This is a genomic window from Spirochaeta lutea (assembly GCF_000758165.1).
In the GTDB taxonomy this organism is placed as follows: domain Bacteria; phylum Spirochaetota; class Spirochaetia; order DSM-27196; family Salinispiraceae; genus Spirochaeta_D; species Spirochaeta_D lutea.
Genome location: NZ_JNUP01000047.1, coordinates 1 through 17,781 on the forward strand (window position 1 = coordinate 1; position 17,781 = coordinate 17,781).

Here is a 17,781-nt window from a genome sequence, read left to right on the forward strand (position 1 = left end):
GATTAAGCAACCTTTTTTCTGTAAATTTCTTTAAAAGCAGGGCGATCATTAGACTCGGGTAAGTACCGTTTTTCATTCTGCCATTGATCGTTCTGTTCGATCAGCATGGCCGCCGCAAGGCGAAGCAAACTATCGGCATTAGGGAATACGCCTACGACCTTTGTTCGCCTTTTTATTTCTTTCATTTGACGTTCAGCCAAATTTGAGGTTCGTAACTTCCTCCTGTGGTTTTCCGGGATATGAAATACGCTTAATCCCTCCCGGAGATTTTCATCAGCCCACTGGGCAAGACGGGGCTGGGTCTTCTCATACTTTTCTACCAGGCTCTGCAAGTACCTTTCGGCGTTCTGTTCATCTGGGGCATTGAAAACCTTGCGGATTTCCGCCGCTACCGCCGGGACATCGTCTTTCCTTGTCACGTAACCACGAGCATTTTGCTGCAAGTGAAATTGACACCGTTGCCACAAGATTCCAGGAAACACAGCATCGATAGCTGCTCGAAGACCCGCATGGTCATCACTGGTAATCATGGTCAGACCATGGAGCCCTCTACGAACCAGGCCTTCTAGAAACGATCGCCAATTTACCTCCGCTTCGCTATTGGCTACTTCTGTGCCCAAAATCTGACGTTTGCCTTCATAATCGACGCCTATGGCCATCAGTAGGGACTGTTTGACCACTTTCGAGCCTACACGCACTGATTCATATGTAGCGTCGAGCACGAGATACTGTATTTGTCCTACCGGCGAGGATCGCCAGGATGTTGCCTCTTCATCCAGCTCCTTCGCCAATCGACTTACCTGTGAGGAGCTCACCTCGGTGCCGCATAGGATTTCTACGATATCTGAAACCCGTCTAGTACTGACCCCTTTTACGTACATCTCGGCTATCGCAAGTTTTAAGGCTCGTTCACTCCGAATACCCTTTTCGATACAGCTGGGATAGAATTCCAGTCCGCGGACTTGAGGTATCTTGAGTAATACCTTCCCGGTAGCCAAAGCCAAGGTTTTGTTCTTAAACCCGTTGGCGTAGCCCATTCGATCTTCGGTCCGCTCATAGGGTTCGGCCTGAAGGGTTTTGGCTCGCTCAAGTTTCATTGCTTCGTTCACTACCTTTTCTATCACCTTAGAAAATTTACTGTCTTCCTTGGTGGCTAACATTTGGATCACTTGCTCTAAAAGTGTATACTCTGATTGGTAGGCCATCGGGCTCTCCTTATGGTTTGTTTCGTCACTTACCATTTGAGCCTGATCGGCCTGCTTTCTTCAACCTAATTTACAGAAAGAATTGTACACCAACTTCCGTAGAGCCAACCAACCCCGGTGGTCACACTGACTACAAAGGCAGAATGCGCGCTGGGGATCCCGCCGGCTGTTGTTAGATACCTAGGCTCTATCCGGCCATCGCGAATAGAATACACAACAAACTTAAATAGCTGACATGATAGTTGGATGCCAGCTGCGATGATAAGGGCAAGTCCGGGAAACATAGTATTGTCATTCATAGTACCCGAAGAATAGCCTCATCCAGGTTTCTCTGCAAGTTTGGTTGGCGCATCAATCATCGATTCTCGATATAACGTCCAGATTTCAAGCTCTGAAAGGAACACCTCATAATCAATTTCAGCCTGTTGAATTCGATCGCGATATAATTGGGCGTAGGTGTAATCACCCTGAGACGCTGATTCCTCCAACGACCGTAATCTTTCGGCGTTTCTTGATTGCAGTTCCAGGAGCGCCTTATACCGATGGATCGCGTGTTGGTATTCATGCTCCCTGACAACCCTGCTTTCTGAGATCCGCTCCTGCTCAGCTCTATACTCGTGAAAAACCAACCTCTCCTCCCAATTAAGATCCAACACATCCATACGCCGTCGTCGGTCCCAGGGGGTCCAAGCCAGGGAAACGCTCAGAATCAGGGGCTCGTACCAGAGTTCCGGCGCGATTCCCTTCCAACTATCACCGTACCCGGTACCCGCAACTGAAAAAGCATTGCTGGAAAGGGAATACCCTAGGGTGATCTCGACAATGGGACTGGAATATCGCTTAGCCTCTAAGCCCTGGTTTAAAACCCGTTGAACTCCTAACCGAGAAAGCGCCAACCGAATTTCATCACTCCTCCGTTCGAATCCTGGTTTGTAATACCCCCCCGGGTTATCAGCTATACGAGGTATTATCCGGAGAAACTCCTCAAACCCAATACGGCGGAACAGCCCTTCACTCTGGAGATAGGCGAATAGGCTGTGATACTCTCGGTTTAACGTGAGGGTCTCAAGCTCAAGTCGCAGCAGTTCCTGACGGATCGCCTCCAAGTTGACCCGGGATGATCCCAGGTCAGCTTGCTTCTCTTCACCGACTTCAATCTCTTGGATCAGGGTTCGCTGCCTCTCTAAATACGCAGTGCGTTCAGATACGATACACCATTGTTGAAACACCCCAAGACAGTCTAGTTGATCCTGGATTGAATCAAGCCCAGCAGAGAGGTTTAATTGATCCCCTCTATATAGGGACTGCCGCTGGGATTCTCCCAGACGGTATGCTCCGGCAAACTGGAGGGGTTGAGTCCAGGAAAAATCACAGCTAATTTCCTGATAAAACCCTCCTTCCTGGTCCGGTCCGGGCAAGGTGATGCCGCTGCTGTGGGAAAGTGTCCCCGTTATTTTTCCTCCGAAGGGGAGATCAATCTGGGAAGAAACACTACCCTTTAGAATGATGTCCCCGGGCAGATACCCACTCCAGGCGGAGATGGGGGATAGGGTCAGTGAAGTACTTCTTAAGCCGAATCTCGGAATTGCGTTTAGTCTTGCGGCATTTGCTTGGGATGCCCGCATTCTTACCCCTTGTGTCGTGAGGCTTTCCTGTTGCCAAATTTCCCAAAAGGTTTCCCAAGTCATAGCCGAACAGGGAAATGTAATGCAGAACCAGCATAGAATTATTTTTTTCATACCCAGTCCAAGACTTCTAAAATGAAATGAATAATTTTCCGTCGTTGCAGAATAATTCTAGCCTCCCCGATAATTCCCGGCGGAATCGGAATCTCAGAGGAGGACTCCCTATGCTTTACAAGAGATGGGATTTCAGCTTCCAAAAAATATACAGGCTCTCCGGCATGGGTATGGGAAGAATCTGCAGGAATGGTAACCACGGTACCAACAATCGGCTCATATTCATTTATTGGCAGAGACTCAAAATGGATAATCACCTTCATTCCCGGCTGTATAGAGACAATCTCTGCTGGAGTAACCTGAATTTGAACCTTTAGAACCCCAGCTATTCCAGGTACCAATTCAAGCAGGGGTTGATGGAGAGCTACCCGATCCCCAGGGTTGAGTTTAAGCATATTATGTACGCGTCCGGTAATGGATGCAGGGATGTTTGCTTCGTTTACCTGCTTCTCCAGAAATGCGATTTTGGCTTGGAGAGATCCTACCTCTTCCTGGGTGTTCTGAATAATCTGGGTAGCCTGGAGAATCCGCTGATGTTCCCATCGGAGCAGATCAAGACTCAGTTGTTCTCGCTGTAACTCCAACCGTCTGATGGTAACCATACTTTGAAGGAGTTGCGGTTTTTCCATCTCGATCGAGAGTTCATATTCAATGGTTCGGATTCCATGGGTACGGAGACGCTTTTCTGCATTGAAATCCTCCCAAAGCACCTGTTCATAGCCCCCGCCTAGATATTGAGGAGCTGCGATTCCGCTCAGGCTATGGAGAAGCACCTGATTAGCATACAAATTCTCAAAGGCAGTCTTGAGCCGCGGTTTTAACTCATTCAGTTGAATCTGCTGCTCTGTAATATTCATGGTGACTAGTATCTCTCCGGCCTCAACCAAATCCCCGTCCTTGACATGCACAGTCTGTACAATCCCTGAGGATCCCGGCGAGATAAGACTTGGATTTGCTACTGGACGGGTTTCTGCAATCCCGTATGCAACATCTTCTACCGAAAATAGGAAAGACCAACCCAAAAGCGACAAACAGAACAAGCAGATTAATAGAATGCCGACCCTGCAGATGATGGGCCTTGAAAGCTCATAAAATTCTCGGCTATGTTTTATGACATCACCAGAGAGAATGTTCATTGGTCGTCCTCACCCTCAACCCCTGAAGTAATGGTGACCTGTTTCTGGCACTCCCATAACCGTCGGTACTGCCCCCCTGGTTTTTGTAGAAGCTCTTGGTGTGTTCCGGTCTCTTGTACCCTACCATTTTCTAACACAACTATCCGGTTACAGTTCTGTACGGTAGTGAGCCGATGAGCAATAATCAAAATGGTAGTACCTACATGACGTAATCCTTCAAGGAACATCTGAAATCCCGATTCAGTTTTGGTGTCCAGGGCGCTGGTTGCCTCATCTAGGATTAAGAGCCGGGGCTTCCGTATCAACGCCCGGGCAATCGCCAGCCGCTGCCGCTCCCCGCCGGATAATTTCGCACCACGGTCCCCGACCTCGGTAGCGAATCCATCAGGCAATCCTTGAATGAAGGGTAAGGCCTGAGCCATAGTACAGGCATAGAGCACATCGCTGATATGGGGCTTTTCTAAGCCGATGATGAGATTATCCATAATCGTACCGGAGAACAGCATCGGATCCTGGGGCACATATCCGATTTGCCTACGTAGTCCTTGGGAGTCAAAAAGTCGACTGTCCCGTCCGTCAAATAGCAGTGTTCCCTGGGAGGGCGTGTACATCGTAAGAATGAGTTTGACGAGGGTGGACTTACCGCTCCCGCTCTGTCCCACAATTCCGACAGTTTCACCAGATTCAATTTCCAAGGAAAAATTCTGCAATGCAATATTTTTCACCCCATAGGAGAAGGATACATTTCTAAATGAGATCGCACCGAAAAGGGTTTCTGACTCGGAGATTGGCGAAGGAGGATTCCCAGATACCATGGGTCTTTTCCGCCGTATCTCCTTCTCGTCTGGGAGCTCCAGGATGGAAAGCAGTCGTCTAGCAGCAACATTTGCACCCTGCAACTGAGGTTGAAGCAGAAGTAACCGCTTAATTGGCCCGATAAAATATCCCAGTAAAGCATTGAAACTAATGAGCTGGCCAATGGATATCCGCCCCTGAAGGATTAACCATCCACCTACCCAAAATAAGAGAACCTGTGAAACAGCCTCAATAGCCCCCAATAACCCTCCTTGGGTTATACCCAGTACATCAAGGGTGAATTCCTGTTTTAATGACGCCAACACCCGTTGTTCTGCTTGCTCATACATGGGGTCTTCATAACCGAAGGCTTTAATGTGAAAAATACCGGATAAACTCTCCACCAAGTGGGTATGCTGAGCTGCATGAAGGGACATGGCTCTGGTATTATTTCGGGTGAAGGGCTTTCGATACAGAATTACAACCAGGGCAAAAAACGGAAGGGATGAGACACTGAGCAGGGTGAGCAAAGGGCTTTGAAGGAACAGGAATATCCCAACTCCCAGGATCATCAAGCTGTCAATACATGCAGATAGGGTCAGTCCGGACAACACCTCCCGTATTTTGCGTCCATCCTCCAATCGGGTTAGTATCTCGCCGACCCTCCGCTTATCAAAAAAAGACTGGGGCAGAAATAGAACCTTTTTGAAATATAGCAGGGCAATAGAAAGATCCACCCTGCTCCCCAGATGGCTCAGCGTGTATTGACGGATCCCATTGAGGATATTCTGAACCAACACCAGAACAATCATACCCCCGGAGACTATATGAAGGGTCCGTTGCATATGACCACCGACAACCGAGTCAATGATGAATCGGATGTATAGGAATTGAGTAATACCGAAGAGTATCAAGGCAAAGGAGGCAATAAACACCTCCACAAACTCGCGTTTGAAAGGTTTCAGAAGAGACATGAACGCTATCAGAGGAGTTGAGGCTTTCCCCTTGGCAATGAAGTTTGGGCCCGGTGCAAGAATAATGAATGACCCGGTCCATATGGCTGAAAGCTCCTCCATGGATAGCTTCTTCACACCTTCGGCTGGATCTGCTACCCGTATCGAACCCTTGGATATTCTCAGAACAACCATAAAGTGGAACTGCTCTCCCTGTTGTACATGGAGGATGGCAGGCATCGGAGTGTGGCTCGGCAGTCTCTTATCCTGGGAGAACAGCGCGTGGGCGGTGAACCCTAACACCTGGGCAGCCTGGAGCATACCGGCAAAACTAGTGCCCTGGGTATTGGTACCGGCAATTTCACGGATCATCCCTATACTAGCAGAAAGTTTGTAGTATTTGGAAATCATCGCCAAACAGGCTGCACCGCAGTCCGTTTCATCAAGTTGAGAAATAAATCGTAACCCCACCCTGTTCCCTCCCTGCTCATCCTCATACAGCCTGGTTTATTCCCTGGTCGTCATCGGACCAGGAGTTCCCGTCTATACAATGGTCTATTGGGAGAACTGTTCCATTATGTCGCGGACATAGATGATTTCACCAGCCCGATTGAGAAAAGCCCACCCATCTCGGGTGCCCGTGGAGTAATCTTTTTCCATTATGGAAACCCACCCGTGTTTATAGACGGAAGGGTAGCCGCCGAAGGTATCGTAAATTTCATTGGTAAAGATGAATCCTTCCGGTAGATACTGGACAATCTGTCCGGACGTGTCCCAGAACCCTAGAATTAACTCTCCGTTCACCGAACCCTGAAAACTTGCGACCCCTTCCTCAAAAGCACCGCCGATGGCAGAAAAAGGAGAAAGAAACCCCCGGCTTCCGTCCCGATGCAAATAGAGAGTTCTGGAATTCCAGGGCTGGGGGGCAACTCGGTCCGTACTTCCTATTGCATAGACATAGCCGTCACCGCTGACCCTCTGGCTGTTCATGAACCAACGTTCGCCAGGCAGGCGATCACGTATCAGCTTGGGATGAAAACGGATGACAACCTCTCCCCGCGTATCAATGAAGTAGGTGAAGGTATCCTGCTTTACCTGAGCCAGTCCAAGATGAAAATCTTCAGCTTCATCCCATACGGGCTCAATGGCCCACTGCCCCGCAGGGTTCAAAAATCCCACCGAATTCCCATACTTAACTCCCACTGCCAACCCCTCGCTGAAGGGCTGGATGTGAAACAGCGCATTCATTTTGATGAGTTCTCCCGATCTGTTCATTAAAACATGATGTTCGGGGAAAAAGGGCTTTGCTGTACCGGCCACACCCTGGGAAAATTCCGTAGTCGACCGATCAAACTCCCTTTGAAAGACATCCTGCCCATTCAAATCAAGAAAAACCACCTTATCGTCGAACATTGATCCATAATCGCGAATGAGCCTGCACAACCCGTCGGAGGGAGGATCAAGCCGCTCTCCCTGCACCTGAAATACCACCTGACCCCTTGAGTCCAATAGTTGCCATGTTTTTCCATCAGGCAGCAAAGCGCTTAGGTATCCTTCCCTGGGGTAACTGAGTTCCGCATATCTCGGCTCAATAATAAGGGTCAAATTCTGATCTAAAAGCCCGACCCTATTGTTGTAAAAAAACCGATGATAGCTTCGCTCTGCATCCTGGGTGAAGATGCTCTGCACCCCGAGAAAAACCAGCAGCAGTACGAGCAGATTTTTCATACGCATCTCTCCTTCTTGTTTCTAGTGTTTAGAGGATTGATCCAGACAAGCAATGCGAGTTCATTGTCACTGTTCACCGGATTCCTTATTGCGGTAGTACTGATCCATGATGTCGCGGACATAGATCACCTCATCTTCCTTGTTGAGAAAGGCCCAACCCTCCCAGGTGCCTGTTCGATAGTCCTTTTCCATTATGGGAACCCATCCATTCTGGTAGTTGGATTTGTAGTCGCCAAAACTATCAAACACTTCATCAACAAAGATGAATCCCTCGGGTAAGACCTGGACTATCTGACCGGTGGTATCCCAGAACCCCCGGGTAAGCTCCCCATCTACCATGCCGGTAAAACTTGCGACACCCTCCTCAAAGTCTCCTCCTATGGCGAAGAAGGAAGACATGAAAACTTGGCTGCCGTCTCGGTAGTAGTAGAGGGTTCTGGTATTCCAGGGTTGGGGTGCTGCCCTATCGGTGGTTCCCAGAGCATATACGTAGCCGTCTCCGCTGACCTTACGGCTATTCATGAACCAGTTCTCGTATGGAAGATCATCAATATGCTTAGGGTTTAAATCTATTACCGGTTCACCCTGGTGATTGATAAAGTAGGTGTAATCAAAGCGGTGAACCAGAGCTAACCCGTTATGGAAATCCCCAATCTCCGTCCATTCCGGCCGGATGGCCCATCGCCCTTGGGCATCTAAGAACCCAGCCCAATTCTCAGGAGTAACCGCAGCTGCCAAACCCTCCTGAAAAGGCCGGATCTCCAGCATGGGTCTCATCTTCAGGTAGGTCCCCTGGAGGTTAATAAGTGTGTATTGTTCACTATCAACGGGGCTGCTCACCGGGGCAAGCCCGTTCCCGAAGGGTCTGGCCGATGGGTACTGCACCCCGAAGGGGTTCCGGCCTTCCAATGTCAGAAATTCAGCATACCGTTGTTTACCCACACCTAGGTTAAAAATAGCGAGAGAAAGGTCATCCCGGACTGGATACAGCCGGATGGCATCAACCTCAAATAAGGTCTGACCATCCAGGGTCACCACACCCCAGGTGGTGTCATTGAGTCGGTAAGTGCAATATCCCTCACTGGGTAGACTCAGCTCCTGATACAGGGGTTCCAGTACTACCTGGAGGTGCTGGTCTAGCAGTCCGGTCTTACCCATATAATAAAACCGGTGGTAATCCCCCTCAGCTGTATCCGGGAATACTCCCTGTAATCCGAAAACAATCCAGAATATAAACAGTATGGTCTTCATGGCCTGTTATTTCCCCGGATCGGCACTGATGGATCCCAAAAGTCGAAGTCCTGCCAGTTTAGGCCCCCACGCTGCCATGACCGCTTCATCTCACTCAGGCTGGAATAAACCTCCACATGCTGTCCACGATCACGCGAGGGACTATCGTACATGTACCCGAAGGCCGCAACGAGAACCGATCCGTCCCTGTTTACCCGGATAGCGGCCGCATGACCACTAGCACCCTTTGTTGGATCGGTCGCCAGGACAACATTCCATTTTCCGACAGCAGGTTTTGAACGTAGGGCATTTTCAGCATCAAGGTAGGCTTCATGACCTTCAACGGTGTATGTCTCAGCACTCCCCCAAATATCCTTGATAGGAATCTTGACTACCTCTTTGAAAAACTCTTCAACATAATTATCGCATCGATGCAGTGCCGGGTCCCAGGTTGAGGCCTCACTATCCAGGTGAAATTCTCTTATCTGGTGAACAACACTCCTTACCTCATAGGTGTAGGGTAAAGTGTGCTGCATGGGCATGTTCAGCTCTCTTCGTCGTTGGTTTTCCCTTGCAATTAAAAGCCGTTCCTGTTCAGGGGTTAATTCTTCGGGACGTTTCCTACTCCCCGTTTCCGGCAAAGTCGGAGAGAAATCCTTCGTTTTGGTTTTGACGCCGGTGGTATAGCCTGTTTTTTGGGGCTTGGGGGATTTAGTACCCCCTGAGGTTGGACTCGAACCGCTTAGGTCTTTCTTTTTATCCTGAGCGGCTGCCTGGCTGGTGGGTGAGGTTTTATTCGGTCTCGCCTTGCCTCCGGCAATCGCGGTTGAGGTAGGTTTATTTTTCGTCTTGGGCGGGGGAACGGATCGAACTGCGTAGGGATTTGTCTTTGTTTTTGAGGTCGTCGCAGCCATGGTTTTGGTCGGAGTGGTTTTTGCTTTGGGCCCAGGACCGGCGCTTGCTCCGGGATCCTTCTTGGGGACTTGAGGTTTCTGTGATTTAGTACCACCGTTGTTTGCCTTTGTACGGATTTGTTGCATTTTGGTTACGGATGTGGGCCGAGATGCTGTTGAGTAGCTGGAAGGTGAAGTACGGGCAGGGGTGGTTTTACTGGTAGAAGTCCGGTTGTAGGTTGATGGGTTTCCGTATCCGCCTCCCCAGGTCATGAGCTGTTCAGGGGTAAGCTCAGTAATACCCTCAAGTTCTAACTGGGATCCGAAGTACTTCATGGAGTGCTTCCTCCTTTTTTATTGTCTGACCGAAGTCAGGGGTACAGGGGTGTTGTTTCTGTAGTGCAACCAGAATCAGAATCTCCATGTTCTGGAGGGTGATGGAGTGATGAAGGGTGAATCCGGGCAACCCGGTGAGAACCTCCTCGGTCGACTCGATCTGCCAACGCTGTCCAGTAAGCCGTGGTCCACGGAGGAGTCCAAGTATTATCGTCCGGGCTCCGGAGGTTGCAATCTGATTCAAGGCGGTGTGGATGTCAGTAGCGTATTCCAGCCACCCGAGGATGATAATTTGGAACACATCGGGATGATAGACTTGGAGGGTCTCTAAGCAGGCGGCTTCAGCACTTACCTGCAGGGTATACTCCGGGTAGCTATCCAGTAGCTCATCGCCAGCCCAATCGGCACCCCAAATGAGGGCGGGGATGTCGTTATCTACCCACGGAAGAAGCTGCCGCAGCAACTCAGCTAATTCCGTTCTGGTTGGGTGTTGCGGGGGTAGCGAGGGCAGGCCAGCCTGGGCTGATAGATGGAGATTGGGAGCTAATCCATTGAGGACGGCCTTGTACATCCGAAGATGCTCCGATCCCGCCCGTTGCCAAGACCATTTTTGGGTATCCTCAATGCCTTGAAGTATGAGGGGGCGGAGGGCTGACCAGTTGGAAAGGACATAGTACAAGGTAGTCGCTACCGATTCGGCTGTACTGGCAATTGCTATCCCGTTTTTGCCGGGTTCAAAGTACTCATCCATTCCGAGGCCGGGGGGAGCCATGAGCAAGCAGCCATGCATCAATGCTTCAAGACCAACCAACCCAAAGGGCTCATACCGGCTGGGCATGATCACAACATCCGCCTCCTGGTAGGCTTTTTCTCGAGCGGAGCCGTGGACGAAGCCCATGAATGATACTCGGGGGTAGGCGTCCTCGGGAGGAGGCGGCCCGAACCCGTAGACCCGAAACTGCAGCTCCTCAGAATGATCCGGCCACCGGTTACAGAAGCCGGAGACACCCTGGAGGTAGGCGTCAAGTCCCTTCTGTTTCGAATCCAAGCGTCCGAAGAAGCTGATGACCCGGGGAATCGATCGCGGCTTTGTTTTGAGAACCCCAGCCTCACAGGGTACTGCGCCCAGGGGCATGATGACAGCCCGGGCATTCGGAGAGATGGCGTTTTGCAGTCGCTTCCGGCTGAAAGCCGAGTACACCAGGGTGAGGGTGGCGTGTTCGGCGGCACAACGGTCAATCTTGAGCTCCTGCATCCATTGATCATCCAGGAGTGCCATACCTGAGAGATCAGGCATAGAGAGATGCAGGGAAAAAACCACATTGGGCATACAGTGGAAGGGCATATAGGTTTGCCGGTCATTACAGTGAATAATGTCTGGACAAAACTCCTGAAATACCGGAATCATCCGGGAAAGCAGGGAGAAGCCTGCTTCAAGCACCTCTCCCTCGGGGGTGAAGGTGGGAAAAACCGGTCTGCATGCAACATGGAAGTCTATGAACCCCGAGGGAGGAGGCCCCTCCGTCTCGCAGCTTGGGTCGGTATAATCCAGGAGAAGGATCTTTACCTGATGGCCGAGGTGCCGGAGAGCTTGGGTCAGCTCTCTGACAAACTCCCCCAGACCGCCGATCTGCCGGCCGGGGTCTTCGGTGGTGACCATGAGTATACGCAGTGGTTTGCGGGGTTCTAGGCTCATACCTTATATATCCAGATTTTTTTTCACGGTGCTTCAAAGTTGTGATTTTTTTAAGTTTTTTTTTTTGCATACATGACAGGCAGGATCCGAGGCAGAACAAGGAGAGGTCCCACCCGGGGTGGTGTCGCCGAGGTGAGGGGCTGTACCCTAGCAGGCTGGTGAAACCGGCCAGGAGGCGGTTCCCGGTCTACGCTGGGATATTCAGCATCATTGCAGGGCTCGCTCACAACGGAAGGGTTTCTTCGGAGGGCTCCGGTACTTGGAACGCTCCCCCAGGCGCCAAAAGGGAGGTCAGAGCGGGCGACCCGGCTACACGGCCGGGCCTGGAGTGTTGGGACATTGGAATCCCCTTAAACAACCAAATAAGTGCCCAGACAACTAGGAGAGGGAGTTCTCCCGGGCAAAATTCGCGAACGCAGGGCCTAGACGCTCCATGGCCAGCTCAAGATCTGCCTCGTTGTGAGCGAGGGAGAGGAATGTACCCCGATGGGGAGCAAGGTAAACGCCCTGGGAAATACAATGCCGACTCAGGGAAGGATTGAGCAGCCCCTGGGGATCGCCAGCGATCCGGATTGAGGGAACCGCCGGAGGACCGGTTATGGAGAGGGACAGCCCCGCCTCACCGGCAATCTCATGCAGTCCCCGGCGAAGGGACTGCCCTCGGAGTTGGAGGATCTCCATGTGATTTTGGGATCCCAGGGTTTCCAGGGTCCCCAGGGCTGCGGAGATTGAGGCGGTATTGACGGGATGGAAGAACTCCCGGGGAATTCGGCTGCCGGCTGATTCCAGAGCCTTGGTTCCCAGGAGCACCCCCATGGGCAGACCGTTTGCCAGGGTGGAGCCTAAACAGATCAAATCCGGGTGGGCGCCGAAGTAGGCATGGCTCCCATGCAGACTCAGCCGCAGGGTTGTATCAAGATCATCCAGAATAAAGAGTGCCCCTTCCTGCCGGCAGAGGGATTCTACCCGGGTGTACCAGGTTCCGTGGGGCATTACCGCGTGATCCGATGCGGGTTCCAGGTAGGGCGGCAGAAGTACTGCGGCGATTTTACCCCGATGACGCCGGAAAAGCTCTTCCAGGGCGGGTTCATCGCCGTAAACCAAGGTTTGGATCTGATCCGGGCCTAGGAGATTCAGGGGAAAGGTCCTCTGTCCGCTGAGGCAGAATGGGTAGGCGGTTTGCCGGGAGTCTCGGGGTAGGAGGATGAGGCGTTTACCGGTTTCCTGCCGAGCTAGGGCAACGGCCGCTTCCACTGCGCTGGTGCCGTCATGGGTTATGGCCGTCCAGGTTGTCCCCTGGATTGTTTCTGTCAATTTCTGGGCGAGGGTGATTGTAAGGCTGGACGGTTCGGGAAGACGGTCCAAGCAGCCGGCTTCAAAGGCATCCGAAGGGCTCCCCCCTGCCCGACTGGCGGCCTTGGGGGTGTCGCTTTTCACCTCGCCCCGGAGCGCCCCATCCGGATTCTGCAGCCCGGTACACGGCTGGTAAAACCTGGTACCCCCGAAACCGAGGATAGCGGATCCCTCCCCGCTGGTAAAATCGATGTAATCCTTGCCGGTGGTATCCTTGAAACGGCAGCCCGAGGCGCTTGTAATGATGAGGGGATGGATACTGAGCCCACTGAAATTTGCGGCCGAAAGACCGTTAGGTAGGGGATTCCCATTCTCCTGAGCCCTGGATTGCTGAGAAATCCCGGGGGTTCCCAGAGCATCATCCCCCCTCTTGGTCGGGTTAGCCCCGGATACGGGGTTTGGTTGGACGGTGTGGTGCGGGGGCACCTGGGGCCTTCGGCTGTTCTGCATCCGATCCTCCTTGAACCCGAATCGCCGAGCGGTTCAGGGTTCGCCCGGGGGCATACCTCTATTGTTACACAGTTTTGACGGGCTTAACAGGGTTGGAGAAAAAAACTTCCGAGTACTCCGGGAGGAGAAGCAGCACGCCCCGGGCCACGAAATGAATTCGACCCGGGGCGGCATTAATAGGTTCCAGGGACAGCCATGTGCCCCTTCGTATCGGTTTTCGGCGGTTTTGCTTAGAATCCCAGCACGAGGATTCCCCCGGGCTGAAGGTCCATATCCACCGTCTCCGGACTGGACATCTCGATGCCTGCCCGGTCGGTGAGGAGGATTTGGCTGTCCTGGGGAGAAAATCCGAGTGTATCAGAACCCACGGATAGTTTGCGGGAAACGCTTGCTAGGCTTATGACTACTAGGGTGCTGTCGGCACTGCTTGTCCGACGTACCATGAGTACACTCCCGGCTGTTGACACTACCTGCCAATCTCCCCTGCGAAGACTCTCCCGCTCCGACCGCAGGGCGGTAAGCTCCCTTACCAGATTGAGAAGGGATGCCGGGTCGGCTTCCTGGTCCGCGACGAGGCTCCACTCCAGGGGCTGGCGGTGTCTTCGGTCCTCATGGCTCTGACCGGCATACTGATCTGCATCGGCCTGCCCCACCTCGTTCCCGTAGTAGATAAAGGGTGTTCCCACGCCAAGTAATTGAGCCGCGGTTACAGCACGCACCATCTGAACCGAGTGACGGCTGCCGGGACGTATAACCACATTATCATGGTTGGAGAGGAAGGTGCCCATGCGGGCTTCCGGGTTCAGGGACTCTACCGCCCAGGAGAAATGACTGTTAATCATGGCGATATTCCGGTCGTTGAGAGCATACGCCGATGGAAAATCCAGGGTCATGTGGAAGGCTGTTTTTTGGTCTTTCACCATGTAGGATTCGAGGCTGGAGCGGTCACTGGTCCAGTTCTCCGCCACCATCATCTTATGCAGGGGCCGTCCCTGGCCGTCGGTATGGCTGCTGTAGGCATCCAGAATCTGGGAACGCAGCGCCTGGTAGTACCGGAAGGTTTCAGCCTGGTCTTCATAGCCGCCCCGGATCATTCCAGGATCCTCGTACAGGTATTTCACTGCATCTACCCGCATACCGTCAAATCCCCGATTCAGCCAGAAAATCGCCACATTCGTCATGGCATCTTTGGCAGCCTGATTGCGGTAGTTTATATCAGGCATCCCCGACCAGAATACACCGTAATAGTAGCTGCCAGCAGCGTATTCATGGAGTACCTGCTGACCCCAGGGACCGCTTCCTGCCTGGGACGTATCATGCCAGACAAACCAGCCATCCTTGCCATCCCGTCCCTTAGCCGAATCCTGGAACCAGGGATGCTTGTTCGAAACATGGTTCGGTACAAAATCGAAGATGACCCTAATACCGCGGTCATGGGCCTGGGCGAGAAGGTGATCTACATCGGCCAGGGTGCCAAACCGAGGATCAACCCGGTAATGATCCGTAGTATCGTACATGTGCAGATTGATTGCCTCGCTGGCACTTTCAAAAAAGGGTGACAGCCAGAGAGCGGTTACACCCAAATCGGCCAGATAATCCAGCTTCTCAGTAATACCCGGGATATCCCCTACCCCGTCACCGTCCGAATCGTTAAATGCATTGACCCAAATATGGTAGAACACTGCATCCCGGTACCAGTCCCGGGTGTCGGATCCAAGACTGGTTTCTGCTACCGGCTGGATCTGCTCAAGATCCTCAAAGGTTTCCGGAGACGGTGAGGTGTGGAACTGAAATTCATCCCCGGCAGGCTTATCTAAGCCGGGGGTGACGCATCCCCCCAGAAAAGCCATGACCCCGAGAACCAATAGAACCGCCCAGATATCGGCGGTCCCCCGTTTGAGATTGTTCATGTGTACCCCCTTGTACGGGATTACCATACATGGGATCGGCGCTTCTATCCAGCCCCCAGCACTTCTATCCAGCCCCCAGCACTTCTATCCAGCCCTTGGTGCTTCTATCCAGCCCTTGGCGGTGACCGCTAGCTCCATCACGGAATCCGCGTCGACACGCCTGCTGTTCTATCCATTAGTTGCTGCTTTGGGGAATCGGGGTAGGCATCCGTGGCTTCTCGCCCCCAGGCCCCTTCCCGCCAAAAAAAAGCCCCGCTGCCATGAGCGGGGCTTTGTATACCACCGGCTTGAGCCGGTATCAATCGTTTCGGGGTGGCGGGTGGTTAACCGGCCCGCTGTTCCCGGTTCATATTGAAACTGTCCTTCCTCCCTGGCTTGGCACTCTTTCGTCCCTTGGACGGATACGGACGGTCATTCCAGGATTTCTGCTTTTTTGAGCGTCTGGGTTGTTTCGCCCCGCTCTGGTCGGATGAGGTTTTCTGTACAAGAATGGGCTGGCCCTGAATTTGCATGGTCGCCATTGCCTTGGGCAGATCCCGAGCGAATTGCTGATCCACCTCGAGATAGCTGCTGCCATTCGAAATGCGGATCTTCCCGACCTCAACCCGGTCTTGGGGGAAGCAGTTGTTCAAAATACCGATGATCCGGGCGGGAGTAAGGCCATCAGCGGCACCAAGGGGCATGGTGAAGCCTTGGAATGTGGAGTTCCGGTTTTCCCGGGGTGATTCGAATGGCCGATCGCCCCGACGGCCCCGGCTTGTCCGGTCGCTGGAACCCCGCTGATTGCGGCCTCTGGCTTTGGAATCACCTTCCTGGACATTCAAATCCTCTGAATCCGCATAGTGGTGCTGAAGCCGCCCCAGCTCTTCCTGGGCTAGGCGCGCGATGAGGGTGCGCCGGTCAAGGGACTCAAGGCGTGATTCGAAATCCGAGAGCATTAGTTCGATGTCCGGCGAAATCTCCAGGGGTTTTGCCAAGGATTCAACCATGGCGTCCATCCGAGCCACGATAATATCCTTACCTACGGGGATCGGAATCCTCATAATCGGCCTGCCCATACCGCGTTCAATAGCACGGAGCCGCCCGAATTCCTTACTATGAATGATGGAAACACAGACCCCGTCCTTTCCGGCGCGCCCGGTCCGGCCGCTGCGGTGAACATAGGTTTCGGGATCATCGGGGAGCTGGTAATTAATCACATGGGTGAGCTCGTTGACATCCAACCCCCGGGCTGCCACATCGGTAGCCGCCAGAATCTGGAGACGGCCCGAACGGAAGCGTGCCATGGTCTGATCGCGCTGGATCTGGCTATGGTCACCGTGCAGACTCTCGGCATCGTAGCCGTCCCGTACCAGATGATCACAGACCTCCTGGGTCTCCCGCTTGGTTCGGCAGAATACGATCCCGTAGATGTCCGGATGAAAATCAAGGAACCGGCGCAAGGCGGCGTAGCGGTCCCGGGCTCTGGCAACCATGTACTCGTGGCGGACGGTTTCCGCCCCCTTCAGCCCCTTGGAAGCGCCCTCCTGGCCGGTTTTAATGGTCTGGGGATCCTTCATGTAGGTGGCGGCAATACGGGCGATGTCGTTGGGCATGGTAGCGGAGAACAGCAGGGTGGTCCGGCTTGCAGGGGTCTGGCCAAGGATAACATCGAGATCATCCTTAAAGCCCATATTGAGCATCTCATCGGCCTCATCCAAAACGAGGAATTCCAATGCGGATACATCCAGGGCGCCTCTACCCATGAGGTCGATTACCCGGCCGGGGGTGCCTACCACAATCTGGGCACCGGCCCGGAGCGCCCGGATCTGGGCAACGATACCCGCACCTCCGTAAATGGCTGCAACCGAAAGCCCGGGGATGTTAAGGGAGAAGCGTTCCAGATCCCTGGCGATCTGCAGGGCGAGCTCCCGGGTGGGGCTCAAAATCAGGGTTTGTACCCTGGGGAGTTCGGGCTTTGCGTAGTGAATCACCGGCAGTCCGAAGGCTGCGGTTTTACCTGTTCCGGTTTGGGCCAGGGCCAGCAGATCCTTGGGCCCCTCTTCCAACAGGGCAGGAATTGCCTGGGCCTGGATGGGTGTAGGTTCAGTGAACCCAAGACCCTCGAGGGCCTGGAGAACTTCGGGCTTCAGCCCGGTCTGAGAAAATGTCATAATCGTCCTTTTGACAGACCGGTAGAATCCCCTTCACCCCAGGGATTGGCGGCCCGCCGCTTATGGTGTAGTTGAGCATCCTGGAAGATACCGGGACTACTCTATGCTGATGTGATTTTTCAGTCTGATTTCATTAACACTGCATCAGGGGGGAAGGTATAAAAAAGATCAGCCGTTATTGGTCCGTAGCATACTCCAGCATAC

The 17,781-nt window shown here is 52.8% G+C and carries 12 protein-coding genes; all 12 read right to left on the reverse strand.

The features are described from left to right. Nucleotides 1-2: 2 nt before the first annotated feature. On the reverse strand, nt 3-1,205 hold the full coding sequence (locus DC28_RS05225) for an IS256 family transposase (protein WP_037545877.1): 1,203 nt from the start codon (nt 1,203-1,205) through the stop codon (nt 3-5). A 65-nt stretch (nt 1,206-1,270) separates the two neighbouring features. Beyond that, entirely contained in the window at nt 1,271-1,504 is a 234-nt protein-coding gene (locus tag DC28_RS16920; RefSeq protein ID WP_081941974.1) for a divergent PAP2 family protein, read from the reverse strand. An 18-nt stretch (nt 1,505-1,522) separates the two neighbouring features. Beyond that, on the reverse strand, nt 1,523-2,830 hold the full coding sequence (locus DC28_RS05230; RefSeq protein ID WP_037546620.1) for a hypothetical protein: 1,308 nt from the start codon (nt 2,828-2,830) through the stop codon (nt 1,523-1,525). Nucleotides 2,831-2,940: 110 nt separating this feature from the next. Next, nucleotides 2,941-4,080 carry an HlyD family secretion protein gene (locus DC28_RS05235; protein WP_037546623.1) on the reverse strand — a complete coding sequence of 380 codons (1,140 nt, stop codon included), beginning with the start codon at nt 4,078-4,080 and terminating at the stop codon, nt 2,941-2,943. Next, complete coding sequence (locus tag DC28_RS05240) at nt 4,077-6,299, reverse strand: peptidase domain-containing ABC transporter (RefSeq protein WP_037546625.1); 2,223 nt, start codon at nt 6,297-6,299, stop codon at nt 4,077-4,079. The genes DC28_RS05235 and DC28_RS05240 overlap by 4 nt, the downstream gene beginning before the upstream one ends. Nucleotides 6,300-6,383: 84 nt before the next feature. Next, entirely contained in the window at nt 6,384-7,556 is a 1,173-nt protein-coding gene (locus DC28_RS05245) for a WG repeat-containing protein (RefSeq protein ID WP_037546627.1), read from the reverse strand. A gap of 66 nt (nt 7,557-7,622) precedes the next feature. Beyond that, complete coding sequence (locus DC28_RS05250; RefSeq protein WP_037546629.1) at nt 7,623-8,807, reverse strand: WG repeat-containing protein; 1,185 nt, start codon at nt 8,805-8,807, stop codon at nt 7,623-7,625. Beyond that, nucleotides 8,804-10,015, reverse strand: a complete 1,212-nt coding sequence (locus DC28_RS05255; protein WP_037546631.1) for a hypothetical protein — start codon at nt 10,013-10,015, stop codon at nt 8,804-8,806. The genes DC28_RS05250 and DC28_RS05255 overlap by 4 nt, the downstream gene beginning before the upstream one ends. Then, nucleotides 9,984-11,711: a glycosyltransferase family 4 protein gene (locus DC28_RS05260; RefSeq protein WP_037546633.1), complete on the reverse strand. Its 1,728-nt coding sequence runs from the start codon at nt 11,709-11,711 to the stop codon at nt 9,984-9,986. Before DC28_RS05260 ends, DC28_RS05255 begins: the two co-directional genes overlap by 32 nt. A gap of 378 nt (nt 11,712-12,089) precedes the next feature. Next, on the reverse strand, nt 12,090-13,514 hold the full coding sequence (locus tag DC28_RS05265) for an aminotransferase class III-fold pyridoxal phosphate-dependent enzyme (protein WP_037546635.1): 1,425 nt from the start codon (nt 13,512-13,514) through the stop codon (nt 12,090-12,092). A 230-nt stretch (nt 13,515-13,744) separates the two neighbouring features. Then, complete coding sequence (locus DC28_RS15295; RefSeq protein WP_052078485.1) at nt 13,745-15,424, reverse strand: alpha-amylase family glycosyl hydrolase; 1,680 nt, start codon at nt 15,422-15,424, stop codon at nt 13,745-13,747. 323 nt (nt 15,425-15,747) lie between these two features. Further along, nucleotides 15,748-17,577, reverse strand: coding sequence for a DEAD/DEAH box helicase (locus DC28_RS05280; RefSeq protein WP_052078486.1), 1,830 nt, complete (start codon nt 17,575-17,577; stop codon nt 15,748-15,750). Between the last annotated feature and the right edge of the window lie 204 nt (nt 17,578-17,781).

What these genes read in the sequence shown, in the direction of transcription:
- DC28_RS05280 (WP_052078486.1), bottom strand. Translation starts at nt 17,577, where the DNA reads ATGACATTTTCTCAGACCGGGCTGAAGCCCGAAGTTCTCCAGGCCCTC.
- DC28_RS05230 (WP_037546620.1), bottom strand. Translation starts at nt 2,830, where the DNA reads ATGCGGGCATCCCAAGCAAATGCCGCAAGACTAAACGCAATTCCGAGA.
- DC28_RS05235 (WP_037546623.1), bottom strand. Translation starts at nt 4,080, where the DNA reads ATGAACATTCTCTCTGGTGATGTCATAAAACATAGCCGAGAATTTTAT.
- DC28_RS05255 (WP_037546631.1), bottom strand. Translation starts at nt 10,015, where the DNA reads ATGAAGTACTTCGGATCCCAGTTAGAACTTGAGGGTATTACTGAGCTT.
- DC28_RS05225 (WP_037545877.1), bottom strand. Translation starts at nt 1,205, where the DNA reads ATGGCCTACCAATCAGAGTATACACTTTTAGAGCAAGTGATCCAAATG.
- DC28_RS05260 (WP_037546633.1), bottom strand. Translation starts at nt 11,711, where the DNA reads ATGAGCCTAGAACCCCGCAAACCACTGCGTATACTCATGGTCACCACC.
- DC28_RS15295 (WP_052078485.1), bottom strand. Translation starts at nt 15,424, where the DNA reads ATGAACAATCTCAAACGGGGGACCGCCGATATCTGGGCGGTTCTATTG.
- DC28_RS05265 (WP_037546635.1), bottom strand. Translation starts at nt 13,514, where the DNA reads ATGCAGAACAGCCGAAGGCCCCAGGTGCCCCCGCACCACACCGTCCAA.
- DC28_RS16920 (WP_081941974.1), bottom strand. Translation starts at nt 1,504, where the DNA reads ATGAATGACAATACTATGTTTCCCGGACTTGCCCTTATCATCGCAGCT.
- DC28_RS05250 (WP_037546629.1), bottom strand. Translation starts at nt 8,807, where the DNA reads ATGAAGACCATACTGTTTATATTCTGGATTGTTTTCGGATTACAGGGA.
- DC28_RS05245 (WP_037546627.1), bottom strand. Translation starts at nt 7,556, where the DNA reads ATGAAAAATCTGCTCGTACTGCTGCTGGTTTTTCTCGGGGTGCAGAGC.